12 protein-coding genes and 2 pseudogenes are annotated in these 14,528 nt (G+C 23.6%); 11 read left to right on the plus strand and 3 right to left on the minus strand.

What is annotated here, in order from left to right:
* Positions 1 to 221: 221 nt before the first annotated feature.
* The 8 genes and pseudogenes from HNQ06_RS04570 (at position 222) to HNQ06_RS04595 (ending at position 7,595) form a co-directional block, all read left to right on the plus strand.
* Entirely contained in the window at positions 222 to 554 is a 333-nt protein-coding gene (locus tag HNQ06_RS04570; protein ID WP_246343368.1) for a plasmid maintenance protein, read from the plus strand.
* A 942-nt stretch (positions 555 to 1,496) separates the two neighbouring features.
* Positions 1,497 to 2,173: pseudogene (locus tag HNQ06_RS04575) on the plus strand (plasmid maintenance protein); the annotation flags it as partial.
* Positions 2,174 to 2,187: 14 nt separating this feature from the next.
* The gene (locus tag HNQ06_RS04580; RefSeq protein ID WP_184107769.1) at positions 2,188 to 2,643 is read left to right on the plus strand and encodes a virulence associated lipoprotein; all 456 of its coding nucleotides are present in this window, start codon (positions 2,188 to 2,190) and stop codon (positions 2,641 to 2,643) included.
* Positions 2,644 to 3,349: 706 nt separating this feature from the next.
* Entirely contained in the window at positions 3,350 to 4,231 is an 882-nt protein-coding gene (locus HNQ06_RS04585; protein ID WP_184107770.1) for a virulence associated lipoprotein, read from the plus strand.
* Between the two features lie 362 nt (positions 4,232 to 4,593).
* Positions 4,594 to 4,686, plus strand: a complete 93-nt coding sequence (locus tag HNQ06_RS05855) for a hypothetical protein (RefSeq protein ID WP_418909574.1) — start codon at positions 4,594 to 4,596, stop codon at positions 4,684 to 4,686.
* Positions 4,687 to 5,326: 640 nt separating this feature from the next.
* A complete protein-coding gene (locus HNQ06_RS05835; protein WP_343056769.1) occupies positions 5,327 to 5,752 on the plus strand; it encodes a CRASP family complement regulator-acquiring lipoprotein in 426 nt (141 codons plus the stop codon).
* Between the two features lie 333 nt (positions 5,753 to 6,085).
* Positions 6,086 to 6,178 (plus strand): annotated as a pseudogene (locus HNQ06_RS05860) (hypothetical protein); the annotation flags it as partial.
* Positions 6,179 to 6,911: 733 nt separating this feature from the next.
* Entirely contained in the window at positions 6,912 to 7,595 is a 684-nt protein-coding gene (locus tag HNQ06_RS04595) for a hypothetical protein (RefSeq protein ID WP_184107771.1), read from the plus strand.
* Between the two features lie 145 nt (positions 7,596 to 7,740).
* Here the strand turns inward: HNQ06_RS04595 and HNQ06_RS04600 are convergent, their stop codons facing one another.
* Positions 7,741 to 8,319 (minus strand): hypothetical protein, encoded by a 579-nt coding sequence (locus HNQ06_RS04600; protein WP_184107772.1) that lies wholly within the window; start codon positions 8,317 to 8,319, stop codon positions 7,741 to 7,743.
* A 225-nt stretch (positions 8,320 to 8,544) separates the two neighbouring features.
* On the opposite strand from HNQ06_RS04600, the gene HNQ06_RS04605 reads away from it, so the two are divergent.
* The 3 genes from HNQ06_RS04605 to HNQ06_RS04615 all read left to right on the plus strand — a co-directional run bounded on the left by HNQ06_RS04605 (position 8,545) and on the right by HNQ06_RS04615 (position 11,244).
* Positions 8,545 to 9,498 (plus strand): hypothetical protein, encoded by a 954-nt coding sequence (locus HNQ06_RS04605; protein WP_184107773.1) that lies wholly within the window; start codon positions 8,545 to 8,547, stop codon positions 9,496 to 9,498.
* Between the two features lie 148 nt (positions 9,499 to 9,646).
* Positions 9,647 to 9,973, plus strand: a complete 327-nt coding sequence (locus tag HNQ06_RS04610) for a hypothetical protein (RefSeq protein ID WP_184107774.1) — start codon at positions 9,647 to 9,649, stop codon at positions 9,971 to 9,973.
* A gap of 155 nt (positions 9,974 to 10,128) precedes the next feature.
* Positions 10,129 to 11,244 carry a plasmid maintenance protein gene (locus HNQ06_RS04615; RefSeq protein ID WP_184107775.1) on the plus strand — a complete coding sequence of 372 codons (1,116 nt, stop codon included), beginning with the start codon at positions 10,129 to 10,131 and terminating at the stop codon, positions 11,242 to 11,244.
* Between the two features lie 137 nt (positions 11,245 to 11,381).
* On the opposite strand, the gene HNQ06_RS04620 is transcribed toward HNQ06_RS04615, so the two are convergent.
* Both HNQ06_RS04620 and HNQ06_RS04625 read right to left on the minus strand, forming a co-directional pair.
* On the minus strand, positions 11,382 to 11,675 hold the full coding sequence (locus HNQ06_RS04620) for a DUF5425 family lipoprotein (RefSeq protein WP_184107776.1): 294 nt from the start codon (positions 11,673 to 11,675) through the stop codon (positions 11,382 to 11,384).
* 1,164 nt (positions 11,676 to 12,839) lie between these two features.
* Entirely contained in the window at positions 12,840 to 13,427 is a 588-nt protein-coding gene (locus HNQ06_RS04625; protein WP_246343369.1) for a hypothetical protein, read from the minus strand.
* Positions 13,428 to 14,528: the final 1,101 nt, after the last annotated feature.

A 14,528-nucleotide genomic window follows, 5' to 3' on the forward strand; every position in this document is an offset into this window, starting at 1 on the left:
GTTTTGAGTCAATATGCGTTATACCAATTAAAAATTATATATATAATTTTTAATTGGTATAACGCATATTGACTCAAAACTCTAACCTCGAAAACGCAAACTTTAAACTTAAAAAACAAATTATATAATTTGGGGGTAATTATTACTTAGCAATTTTAAAATCTGTTACGAATTTATCAATTTATTCTTCATTCTCAAAAAATTCTTTATATACTTATCTTATGTATGAAAATCTAAAGAAACAACAATCACAATTAACAGATCAGGGATACAGATTATTTATTCTAATCCTAACGATACATGAAGTCAATCTAATATTAGAAAATTATTCTCAAAAAATTCTACTCAAAGTTTACAACGAAAATCTTAAGAACCAAAATCAAACTCCTAGTGATCTACCAACAATGCAAAAATACCTAAACAAATTAGAAAAAGAAATAAACGTCATAGTCAAATTCTATTTTATGAAAAATCTTAAATCTATAATTTATTATAAACTTAATTACACCTTAGAAAGGATTATTCATAAAACAAATACTTTATCTCCCAAATAATATATTTAAAACCGTATTCTCCTTTATAAAATACTTTACGCTAAAAAAATTTCAAAAAATGCTGTGCTATATTTATAATTATAAATTTAATATAATAAGGGGCTAATTCATTATTAATGGAGTAATTAACAATACAAAAGCCGAAAGACTAAAACAACAAATTAGATTGAAAAATAATAAGTTAATAATTCTTGTAGAAACGCTAAATCGCATGAATGAAGAAGCATACCATAGTACGAATCAAACTTATACTCATTCCTTAATAAAAGTTAATTTTAATATTGCTCTAGCCAAAACTAATCAACGTGCAGGATTATAAAACCCTGCAAAAATATCTTGAAATATTAGAAAATAATATAAAAGTCATCATCAAATTTCCCACAAATAAAGAAAATGAAAGTTTTAGGGGCTATTATACACTTATTTACCCTATAAAAGAATGTCGCATTCAAATTTACAATTCTCATCCTACTATATAAGCTAATATAATCCAGAATTATTCTTACTAAACAGCCTAAAGCTTTAGAGTATTAAAGGTCTAATAAAAAACAATTAAAACTAAAAAATATATAAAATTACAAAACTGATCCCCGGTTTATGATTAAAAATTAATAATATAATGCCCTAAACAAAATAAAACGCAAATTAGGGAAATTAGTATTACATAAAAGTAATAAGGGCTTAAAGTATATTCTTTTAAAGAATTTGCTTTAAGCCCTTACTTTTGCGAAATCACTTTAAAGATTAGAGTTCCTAATCATATAATATGATACACTAAATTCAAATTAAAATCTATATATAGTTTAATAAATAATTAAAATTTTCGAAATTCTGGCCACTAAAAACTTAAAAGCAAATATTCTTATAAAGGTATTTACTTTTAAAGCAAATTGATTTATATTAATAAATGCGAAAAATCTTTTAGAGAAAAAGGAGTTCTAAGTGATAAATACCTTAAATAATAAAACACCCTTAAATGGCCACAATAAAGTTCAATATAAATTGATAGTTCTTATCTCAACACTATACTATTTAAACAACAAAAATCAAAAATATACCCAAAAAAACATATTATATTACTTTAATGAAAATCTAAAAAAATGGTCAAGCTACCTCTACGCTAAGAACTATTCAAAAATATCTTTACAAATTAAACAAAGAAATAAAAGTCACAATAAACTACTATCAACATATGGGAGTAAATTGTGGGACGGAAATTTATTATAAACTTAATTATCAAAAAAATGAATGTTGCCATAAAATAAACAAATACTTTAAAGAAAAAAAATGCAAGATTTAAAAAAAGAGTTAACAACTATTTTAACAATAAGCCTGATACAAAAATGGGTAGTGTACAATTGTGCAAGTGTAATAATAATATAAAAGAAGAAAGAAAAGTTAACCAAATAGAAAAATATCAAGTAAAAAAATACTACAATAAAAGTAAACTTAAATCTAAAAATTCTCTTTCTATTTTAAATTTAGATATTAACAAAAAAGAAAAAATTGAAGTAATTAAAATTATAAAAAGAATTGAAATTGAACTAATAAAAAGGTTTAATATGCGGGCAAATAAATCCTACTTTAAAGAAAAACAAGATAAATTAAGAAAAATTTTAAGCAAGGAGAATAGGTGGCCGAAAACACTAAAAGATCTAAAAGCTATAGAAAACGAACTTATAGTATTTTAACAAATACCATTAATGATAATGAATTAAAGAACTTTTCAAAAATTATAGAGTCATCAGGTCAACTACAAGGTATATTTAACATCTTTAACTCACTTGGGGGTGCTTTTGAAGATGTAATTGCTTTCTTGTATCCCAAAAAAGACAATCTAGAAGAACTAATGACTTCACATTTAAAAAAACTTAAAGATTCTTTGGAAAAATTTTTATCTATAAAAACAACAGTCTCAGAAATGATGCATCAACTCTTATTAGACTATCAAAATGATGAAAATAGTATAAAAACGGACGAAAATGAGCTTAAATCTCATGTAGAAGATATTTACAATAAAATCACAGAAAAAAGCAAAGAAGCAGAAAAGCTAAAAAATGATATATATTCAATATATAATAACTTTTAAGTTGTGTGTCGAAATTGTCATAATAATACAAAAGCCTATCTTTTATTAAAGATAGGCTTTACGTTTTACTAAAGATTAAAAAGAATTTTTAAACTATAATTTACATAAACTTTAATTATAATAACAAGCAAACTGCTGTTTCTGTAGATCTTTAATTTAATAATAGCAGCATCAATAGATTAATATTACTAATGATATATTCTTTAAAAGAAGTATATTTGAGGGTAATTAATGCAAAATTAATTACCCTTGATAATTTTATTTTTAATAATTGGCGGTTACAAACAAAAATTAAAATTGCATAACAATTTTTTTATATAAAAGAACCTTTGATGAATTCAATTATGATAAGGATCAGATTCATTTATTACCAGAATTTACTCCCAACATTCAAACTCTCTAAATTCATCAATAATCTAAAAATGAAGTTATTATGCCCTCCTCCTCCACTGGAGAAGCCTATATTTAGACAATCAAAAAGTATATTCGGAGCCAAAATAAATCTATTTATTAAAAAATTTTACAAAAATTAATCAAAATAATTCTTAAAAAGCTCAAATACCACAAAACTTCTTGCAATGAAAATATTATTATGATTATATTAATAATATATCTATATTAATATTGATTATAATTTAATATTAATATTGTATTATACTAATATTGAATTATATTTAATATCAGATTTTAATTAAGGAGAATGTTTATGAAATATAACATCATTGCCAGCTTGTTTGTTTTTCTATTTCTAAATGCTTGTAATCCAGATTTTAACACCAATCAAAAAGACATGGGGTATCAATCTAGAAAACAAGGACTAAAAAATAAAAAAAGATTAAGCTCTAATAAAGAAGCAAGCTCTAATAAAGAATTAAACTCTAATAAAGAATTAAACTCTAATAAAGAATTAAACTCTAATAAAGAAGCAAGCTCTAATAAAGAATTAAACTCTAATAAAGAAGAAATCACTAATAAAAAAACAGAAACCACAATGCCTGATAATTTAAGAAATTTAATAGAACAAGCTCATGCAGATAGCGAAAAATATAAAAAAAAGTTGGAAGAAGAACCTAAAAATCAATATGGATTATTGGAAGCTTTTAAACTCATTTTTTGGTCAGGGTCCAAAGAAGTAAATATAAAGGCATCCGACGATAACCGGATATCTAAAAGATATAGAAAAAATATTTATAGTACTCTAGCTATTGATGATAATAAATTAAAGAACTTTTCAAAAATGCTAACAACATCATCCCAAATGCTAGGGGTATTTAGCGCCCTTAACAGCCTTGGAGATATTTTTGAAGAGGTAATTGTTAGCTTATATTCCAAAAAAGAAACTCTAGAAGAGCTAGGAATTCCAAATTTAGATAAGCTTAAAAATTTGTTTGAAAAATTCTTATCTTTAAAAACAACGGTCTCAGAAATTATGCACCAACTTTTATTAGATTATCAAAATAATAAAAACAGCATAAACACAGATATAAATAGGCTTAGCTCTCATGTAAAAAGAATTTATAATCAAATGCTAATAAAAGAGAAAGAAGCATACGAACTACAAAGAGAAATATTTTCAATATATAAATAACCTTTAAGTTATGTTTAAATATTGTTACAATAATCCAAAAGCCCACCTTTAATAAAAGGGAGGCTTAACGTTTTAGCTAAAAATTAAAAAGAATTTTTCACCTATAATTTACATAAAAATTTAAGTGGGCATAAGTTTGTAAAATCAATTTATTGGCTTTAAATATTCTTTTTTATGACATCTATAAAAACTCATCTGGTAAAAAACAATAAATTTTAGACCAAAAATAAATTTTCAATAGGTTTCATCTTCTTTTTGCCAAATAATATTTAATATATATATATTTTTTATGAAAAAGAACCCTTAATGAATTTCAATTGCGATAAGGATATATTCATTTATTACTAAAATTTACCTCCAATATTCAAGCTTCTAAATTCATCAATAATCTAAAAATAGTATCTTCAAGGCTTGTAATAAAAAATATCCTACTTATTTGGATAAGTATTGCTTGAAACCTTATTTTTGACCTGGAAATTATATCTCTATTGAAGGAAGTTCTTTTGATATGATCAAAAAGTATATTCAGAGTCAAAACAAACCTATTATTAACTAATTTAATAAAAAGCAATCAAAATAATTCTTAAAAAGCTTAAAATACTATAAAACTTCTCAAAAGAAAAACATTATTATGATAATTTCAATATTTTATATTTAATTAATATAATATTATATTTAATACTGGATTATATTTAATTTCAGATTTTAGATTTCAAGTAAGAAAAATATTTATGAAACATAAAATCATTGTAATCTTATTTGTTTTTCTTTTTTTAGCTTGCAATACAGATTTTAACACTAGGCAAAAAGATATAAAGTGTCAATCCAGTAAAAAAGGACTAAAATCCAATAAAAAAAGATTAGAGCCCAATCTATAAGCAAATCTAACTTAAAAAGAAGGTTCAAATCAAAAAGAAAACCATCGTACAAGTCCTAAAAACACACTGCTTAATGATTTAAGAAATTTAATAGGCAAAGCACACGCAAATAACGAAAAATATGGGGAAAAAGCTAAAAGAAGGGCCTCCCAAAGAACAATATGAAATAGAAGTTTTTAAAACCTTGGGGATGTGAGCATCATCATCAGGTGAAAAGGTGGCCGCTGATACCGAGAGAGCAAAAAGATATAGAAAAAACACTTATAGCATTTTAAATGCTATTGATGATAATCAATTAAAGAAATTTTCAGAAATTGTAATGTTATCAGGACAAATGCAGAGCATTTTTAACGCTCTTGAGGCGCCTGAATACACTCTTGCAAACTTGATTATTCCCTTATATTCCAAAAAAGACAATCTAGAAAAACTAGAGATTTCAAATCTAAAAAAGCTTAAAGATTCGTTTGAAAAATTATTATCCACAACAACAACAGCTGTTTCAAAAATGCTGCACCAACTTTTATTAGATTATCAAAATGACAAAAATCATATAAGAACAGATAATAATAAGCTTAAATCTCGTACAGACACACTTTACAATCAAATAATAGAAAAAAGAAAAAACAGAGAAGCTAAAAAATGACATATTTTCAATTATAAATAACATTTAATTATGTATTAAAATAATTGCAAGGTTTAAACCTATCTTTAATAAAGAATAGGCTTAAACCAAAGATTGCAAAGAATTTTTAACCTATAATTTATATAACTTTGGGTAAAGATTTTAGGTGAAGATAAGTTTGTAAAATTGATTTATTGGCTTTAAATATTCTATTTTTATGACATCTATAAAAACTCATCTGGTAAAAAAACAATAGCTTTTAAGCCAAAAATAAAATCTTCAATAATGCCTACTCATATTTTATAATATCTCAATGTTTAGCGTTCTTTATAGAAAAGAACTCTTAATAAATTCAATTATGATAATGATCAAATTCATTTATTATTAGAATTTGCTCTCAATATTCAACCTTCTAGATTCATAAATAACCTAAAAACAGTGTCTTAAAGTTTTATAAGAAAAAAATATTTTACTTATTATATAAGCATTGCTAACCCCTTATTTTGATCTCTAGAAGTTATTTATCTCTACTAAGGAATTATTGGTATCATCAAAAAGTATACTAGAACCAAAGTAAAATCTATTTATTAACAAATTCATTTCAATCTAAATTTCATAAAAATTATAGATGGACAATTCTTTGTTAAAGTTATCAATTAGGATAAGTCAAAAAAGTTTATATATTTGCTTAGTAAGAGCTTTAAGTTAAAGAGTTTAATTGATTTTTGATTTACTCTATATAAAAAGAAAACCCCTTAAAGATAAGAGGTTCATTTAAAAGAATGTATGGTATGAAGTAAATATTGATAATAAATTCTTTTAATTTTAAAAAAGGAGAATATTTAATACTCAATTATTAGTTCAATAATTGAGTATTACCATGTATTTTAAAATTTTTTTTTAAAAATTAGATTTTTGCAGAGAAAATCAAATATTATTCGAAGCCAAAATAAGGGTTTAAGTAACGCTTATATAATAAACAAAATGTTTTTTCTTATAAATCTTTAAAATTGTTGTCTTTGTATAGATATCCAGAATAAAACAAGAAGCTGCTTTTATAATCCCTGATTTAGAAACAGCAGATACTTTTATAGCTAAAATTTTTATAAATTTAAGACTTAATAGATAAAAACGGTTTACTAAATTTATTCAAGACTGTTATCATATAATAAGTTGTATAATGAAAAATAAAACTTTTATATTCTTAATATTTTTGATTAAAAATTTGGCAATATATGCTCAAAGCACAAACTATGAATTCAAACAAGATAAAATTAAAAATCTAAAAGGGATATTTATTAATTATAAAGTCTATCTAGCAGAAAATTTAGCAATTGACAATGTAAAAACCTTAAACCATATTTCTACATTCAAAATCAATCTTGTTATTGACAAAAAAATTGCAACTTCTATTAAAAATGAGCAAGATGTAATTAGAGCTGGGAATGAATGCGGAATCTTTTTAGAATTTCAAATCAATAACCGCATATACTATACTAAATTTTCATCAATAAAATATATTTTACAAGCAATTGAGAGTTTTACTAAAATTAAAAATACAATTAATAATTTAGAAATCAAAAATCTTGAAGGAAATGGAATTTTTTTATACAAAAATGGTCACTCATACAATTTAAAAACAGATTTTCAAGAAAAAGCAATATTTGTAAATTTTCTTGGCTTTAAAGATAATACTGGAAGGCCTTACTTTATATTTTATTATGACAATATAGATGATAAAGATAAAAATTTAAAAACAATCCTAATCTCCTTTGAAGAATTCCATAATGGAATAAGAGAAGGGCTATTCTTGCTCAGAAATGAAAAAGCCATACTAGAATTCATTAATTTTTCAAAAGATTAACACAACAGATGATATTAAAAACATTTTAAAGTCGATATTATAATAAACTAATATCAAAAAACTTGTTTATAATAAACACCCTTAATCTATATCCTTTTTAGCAAATAATTATTTAACTTGGTCTTAAAAATTATTTAAATTTAAGTCAGCTGCCACCAAGTAATTTAACTTTTGAATTAAAATCGTCCAAAAACTTTTTAAAAGGAATCTTATTAAAACTTACAATAACATCATTTCTGAAAGCATAAATCCTAAATGCTGCTATATTATCATTCCTCAAAGCAACAAATCTTATAAATTCGCTTTCTGAAATAACAAATTTATAAATTTCTACCTTAATATTTTTTTCAGTAATCACTGTTGTATAATCATAAGGAAAATATGAATCATAAAAATCTTTATAATAAACAACACGTTTGCTATCCTCTGAAACTAACTCTCCTTTAGACTCAAATCTAGTATCTGTGATTATCTTTTCAGGCCTTATTTGACTAGAATTTCTAGATTCAACTCTAACCAAAATAAAATATTCTCTTATATTTTTCAATTTATCATATTTAATAGAAATTACAGATTTAAATATTCCATCTCTAGAATAATTTACCCCAATATCATATTGTGAATCTAATACTTGAGAAAACCTATCATAAGCTATTTGATAAGTTTGACAAGAAACTAAAAAAAACACCAAAATAAAATATTTTAAACTAATTTTTGAATTCATTAAAACCTCTTAATTTATCTTATATTTATTTTAAAAAAATTTCTCAAAAATCAGAAAATTAAATAATATAATCAATTCAAATAAAAACATTCTAATTTTACAGCTTGAATTAAAATTAAAAAACTATTATTATTAGGTGTTGTTCTAACAAAAACCAATTTAAAAGATTAGGCTATAACTAATCCCAATTTATATAAATTTCAAAGTGCATCTATAGGAGAAATCGTGTATACTGACCCAAGGTCAATTATTAATACTTACTTTGTAAAAAACAAAAAAATCTTCATTATTAACCCAATAGCTTTTAAATTCGAACTTAATTTTGAAAAAACCATTCAAATAAACTTAAAAGAGAATATAGCGCTTAAAACATTTAAAGGCGGAATTATTAGTTTAGAATTAAGGTCAAGTGAATTTTCTAAATTGCCAAAAGACATTCTAAAGGGAAAACTTGAATTTTATATTAACTATGTAAGTGAAGAAAAACTCAAAATAGTTTACGACATGATGGTAGTCAACGTTTACACAATTGATTTAAAAGCTAACAATAAAGATGAAATTTATCTAATCAAACTTAAAATACTTGGTTCTATTTATAGAAAAGAAAATATAGAAAATGCTTTTATTCCTATTATAAAAAATAACAATACTTACCTTTTTGAAAACAAGGCAAATAACCAAAAAGTTAATTTACTATTAAAAGGCATCGACAAGACCATTGAACTTCCGTTTTTAACAAAAATCAGCTATTCAAATATCAAAACTATTAATACCGCCGACATAAAAACTAATGAAAATTTAAATGTAAGCATTAAAACAACGAATAGAATGTTGCTAAACCTGAGCACAAAAATCTACGAAGAACTAATCTTAACAAATTCAAATCAAATAAAAACTATCAACAATAAACAAAAAATTCTAAAAACGTTAAGATCTTTTGTTGAAAATGAAAATGGATTGGGGGGGAAAATAAGGCTAATCTTCTTAGAAAGAACAAATTTTTTGACTAAAAATTTAAACTTAAATAACTTAGACTTTATATTAAATGACATCAATATTATACAAGAAAATAGCTGCATTAGACTTGACATCACCCTATTAGAGGATAAAATTGAAAAAAAATACTTAAACCAAGCCTCAAGCACAACCCCATTTCTTAAAAATATCACATTATTGTAATTTTTTTAGAAAGACAAATTGCTGCAGCCTGCCCGAGCTACATAATCTACTAGCTCCTAACAAACACTCTAACAAGGCATTCAACATATAACCTAATATCCTTGAAACTAATACACAATATATAATAAAATGAAATTATGAGGTATTTATGTTAAGTATTAATGGTGTAAGACTTTATTCTTTAAAAGAATTCCAAAATATATTAGAAGATTCTTATAATCTTTCAATTAGCAAAAATACTATATCTAAAAAATCAAAAATTTTAAAATGCGCAATCCATGTAGACAAGCGTCCTTATCTTTTAGAAGATTTTTGCACATATTTTCTAATAGACTTTAGAAGACCTAAGCCCATAACAAATAGTATGAAAGAAACAATTCAATTAAGAATTGAGCAAGCAAAAAAAATAATGAGCCGAAAATCTACAAAACATGAAATACAAATTGTTTCAAAAAAGATGGGTCATATTTTATAATCTATAATATTGACATTTTAAAAACATTGCTATAAAATATAGAAAAAAGCTAATTATTTCGTTTGTAATACAGTAAGAATTTAGAATGCAAGCCAAATAATTGAAAAAGCTTCTGAAACCACAACAAATTTAACTTCAGAAGCCAGGATAAGATAATGATAATAAAAATAAAAAATAATGTCAATACAAATTTTAATAATCTTATAACATTAGAAGAAATTATAAAGTATACTCAAAAAAACGCAAACTCCAATTTAATAGAGTTAAAATACTCAAGACTAAAATCATATTTAACTAAAAAAAAGGCCATATACCAACGAATACTCAAGGTATGCTGGGCAATTGAACTTAAAAACAAACAATACTATAAGTCTAACAAACTTAAAACATATTCCACAATAGAAATATACAATATAGTTAATAAATGTCTTGCAAAAGATAATAAAAAAATATCAATCAGGACCTTAGAATATGATATATCATTTTTAAATCAAATACTCTTAATAACAACTAAACTAAAACATTTAGGCAAAGATAATGGAAGCTTTGCATTTTATATACAAAACAAAAGTCTTTGGAAGCACCGTTTTACAATTATTCAGGAAGCAATTAATAAAGAAATAAAAGAATATTTAAAAGACAAAAAAATAGTATCTGATTTTTCTAAAGAAATTAACAATACTACTATAAACAATAATAATATAAAAAATATAAAATCTAAAAGCTCAATTGCAGATGAATCAATTGCAGATGTTATACCTAAAGGTATAAAAGATATAAATAAGATAAAGAATTCTATAGAAAAAAACAATGTAAAAATAAACAAAATTTCTTACAAAGAATATATTGCAAATAGGTTAGTAAAAATTGACAAAATAGAAAAATTGCAAATAGAAAAAATACTCAAAATAAGCAACAATGAAAAGACCTATATAAATGCATTAAGAAACTTAAAATTGGCAATAGAAAAATACAAAGAAAAATATAAAATTGAGGACATTTCAAATCACTTTATAAAAGAATTTAAAGATAAATATAGTAAAAAAATATGGATGATGAATGGAAAAACTGACAAAACAAATGACTTTAATGAAATTTGGGAAAAAAGATTTAAAAAAACGTTTTTAAATAAAAATTTAAAAGAACAATGTCAAAGCAGCTACGAAAAAGAAAATAAAAAAAACACTAACAACAAAAAAAGAGTAAACATTCTTTTTTCTAACAACAAAGGTTTTAAAAGAATCAGTAAAATAGTAATTAATCAAAATTAATTACTATTTACATATAATAAAAACTTCTGAAAAGATTCTTTATTAAAAATATGAAAAATCAATATCTAATAACCAAATTAAAAGAATTTAAAATTAGATTATAGGCAGAGAATTCCTCTATTTTCCAAAAAAACTAATCATTTTCTTTTACAAGATATATGAGTTTTATCATAGTAATCTGAAACATTAGACAATCTGGAATAATAAGAATGATTTTTATTATTATTTTCGTCTAATTTAATTTGAGAATTTTTAACCTCGGATTCTTTTTTACTTAAACATTGATAATCTAAATTATCCATATATTTCTTTTTAAAATTAGAAACCCCATCTATTTTGTTTCGATCTTTATTTGTTGATAGATCACAGCCCAAAACCAACAAGGAAGTTAATATCATAGATAATAATAAAATAATAATTTTTTTATTCATAAATCTCTTTCTCCCTAATTTTAATAATCAAAATTTGCCTTAAAAAAACTACAAATCAAAGGTAAACATATTTCAAAATTCAAAGATAAAAATTATTGCAGTATATGGATAAGTAATTTTTCTAATATAAAATTAGTCCAAATTTATATCTATTTTTAGCATTTTAGTCATAGAAATTATATTCTAAATTAACCATTTTTTAAAGCAAAATTTGAAAAAAATATATATTCTTATAAAGGAATATAAACTGATAAAAGTACAAAAATATTGTTTCATAAGCCCGAAATAATGCATTAAATTATTATCATTCTTTTAAATAAAAATTTAAAATTAATTATTGATATCCTAAACCCAAAAGAAATTTTTCAAAAATATTTGGATGTGTAAGATTTTTGTATAGCAAGAGAAAAGTATTAATGATTTATGATGATATAGGGCTAAAAAATAATTATTATATAAATCAAATTGTTGTTGATTTTATTTAAATAAAACAGGGAAATGTTCTTTTATTAATCAAACCATGTAATAATTAGATATTAGAAATGCAACTATAAAATCAAGCGATAATAGTAGCTTGTAGCAGTTGCAATGCTGCATGACAGAAATCCAAATTCAAATCAAAATTTTAATTCTTATTTATAAAGAAATAAAAACTAATACAGGAGCTACATAAAGTAAAGCTTGTAAATAATGTATTGATGAAGATTATTTCTAGAAAGAGTGTAAAAAGCTAACATGAAATAAATCGAAGATCTGTCTTGTCTCTATAATCTTTAATTTAGAGATAGCAGGTTGAATCTTTATAGCACTATTAAAATTTTATACTTTACATTCACAATACAAATTTTTAGTTAATTTATGTTTTTGGTGTTTTCATTTTCTCTATTTGCGATAAAATTGTTAGTTTAGACGTTAAATATTTAAATTTTTATTTTTTAAAAAAATAAGTCCCTACCCCTAATCTTATTTGGAGAGGATTAATAGGGGTGTTGGGGACTGTTGGCAGATCGTTTTCTACCTTACATATATAATATTTTATTTTTTTAATTTTGTAAATATTATTTAATAATAATAAATAAAATTAAACGTTTTTAAGTAAAATGCTAAATTTTGGCTTTTTCTCCACTATTTCGTTTTAATTTTGTTTGGTTTAGCATATTGTTGCTATTGACCTTCAATTTTATTGATGGCTTTTAAAAGCCTTATTTGACCCTTATTAAGGGTTTTTTTTTCATGTTTGAGCTTTAAAGGATTTAATTTTTGATTCATTATTTGAATTTCTTTAATTTCTGCTACAGTTGGTTCATGATTTATCCATTTTTTATCTATCCAGCCTTTTTCCCATTCATAATAGCTTTCATTAAAGTTGGTTCTGTTTTGTTCGTCAAAGTGTCTTGCTAGTGCGGCAATTATTTTTGTTCCATATTTAAGCATTTTTTCTGTTTCTGTCTTTGTAATAAATGTGTCGTAATCATAATTTTCTCCGGTTTGCATATTAACAATATCAACTATAAGTTTAAAAGTATTTATGCAATTCATTGCAATATTTGTAGATGAAAAATTAGGATCACTAAGGGCTTTAATATTAAGCTCATACTTTTTCTTTAAACTTATGGGAATTTTAAAAAAGTCAATTATAAAACCATTTATTTTTGCTCGATAATTAGCTTCATATTTGGAATTTCCAAAGAAAGTTCCTTTTATGCCCCCAATTGTATATTCATTATAGTTTATTGTTATTTCTTTTTGCATTTTTATCCTTTAAAAATATATTATTATAATATAGTACTACGTATTAATTGATATTATATATCAATTAATACGTAGTACAAATAAAAAAATATTTTTAATTTTGTTTTTTTTCTAAACTGTTGTAAATTTTAACTTATCTTTAACCTTTAACCATTTATAAAAAGTCCTTAAGAGAGAAATTTCTTAGGACTTTTTATAAATTTAATAAAAAATAATAAATAATTGTCCACCTATATCCCTTTGAAATTTCGGTAGTGAGATGGGTTTGTAAAATATATTTATTTAGCTCCGAATATACTTTTTGATGATATCGATAGAGGTTTTAATGATAAGGCAATAGCTTAAGATGCCGTTTTTAGATTGTTGATTAATTCATAAGGTTGAATATTATAAGTAAATTCTAGCGATAAATGAATTTGATTTTTATCATAACTTAATTTATTAAAAGTTCTTTTCCCCATAAAGAACATAAAATAAACATTATTTGGTAAAGAGAAGATTGGCATTTATAAATACATAATATATTCTAACGCCAACCAAAAGAAATGCTTTTAAAATTATTTAGATGTATAGGATTTGTAGCATAATGTTAAAGATGCAAGATAGATTGTTATTAAAAAATAAGCAAAGTTCTATTATTTATCTAGGTAAATAATAATAGTAGAGAGCGCAATCAATTAATTTTATGCAAAGAGGAATGTTTGGGAAAAGTATTAATGATTTAGGATGTTATGAGCTTATAAGACAATTATGGTATAAATCAAAATGATATTGATCCTTTTTACATAAATCGGGTATATGTTTTCTGTCAATTAAACTATTTAGTAATTATGGTATTAAAAATATAGCTCTAAAATTAAGTGATAAAAACTAAGGCAGGAATTGCCTGGAGGCGAGCCCATTGGTCATGTCCTTGTTTGGGAGATAGAGACTGTGCGCTCTTATAAAAGGGAATAACCTAAAAAGCTATCATAGAATGAGACAAAAAGCTTTTTTTATAATCTTTGATTTATAAAATAGTAGTTTGTTAGTTTTTTAAAACCATATCAGATCTAATTCATTAAAAAATTTTGTAAAAGCAACTTCCATGGGTAGAGATTA

It is taken from the genome of Borreliella lanei (assembly GCF_014205895.1).
GTDB lineage: Bacteria > Spirochaetota > Spirochaetia > Borreliales > Borreliaceae > Borreliella > Borreliella lanei.

Bases quoted from the DNA above. Each gene is read 5' to 3' on its own strand.
- HNQ06_RS04620 (WP_184107776.1), bottom strand. From the start codon at position 11,675: ATGAATAAAAAAATTATTATTTTATTATTATCTATGATATTAACTTCC.
- HNQ06_RS04610 (WP_184107774.1), top strand. From the start codon at position 9,647: ATGTTAAGTATTAATGGTGTAAGACTTTATTCTTTAAAAGAATTCCAA.
- HNQ06_RS04595 (WP_184107771.1), top strand. From the start codon at position 6,912: ATGAAAAATAAAACTTTTATATTCTTAATATTTTTGATTAAAAATTTG.
- HNQ06_RS04625 (WP_246343369.1), bottom strand. From the start codon at position 13,427: ATGCAAAAAGAAATAACAATAAACTATAATGAATATACAATTGGGGGC.
- HNQ06_RS04600 (WP_184107772.1), bottom strand. From the start codon at position 8,319: ATGAATTCAAAAATTAGTTTAAAATATTTTATTTTGGTGTTTTTTTTA.
- HNQ06_RS04585 (WP_184107770.1), top strand. From the start codon at position 3,350: ATGAAATATAACATCATTGCCAGCTTGTTTGTTTTTCTATTTCTAAAT.
- HNQ06_RS04570 (WP_246343368.1), top strand. From the start codon at position 222: ATGTATGAAAATCTAAAGAAACAACAATCACAATTAACAGATCAGGGA.
- HNQ06_RS04615 (WP_184107775.1), top strand. From the start codon at position 10,129: ATGATAATAAAAATAAAAAATAATGTCAATACAAATTTTAATAATCTT.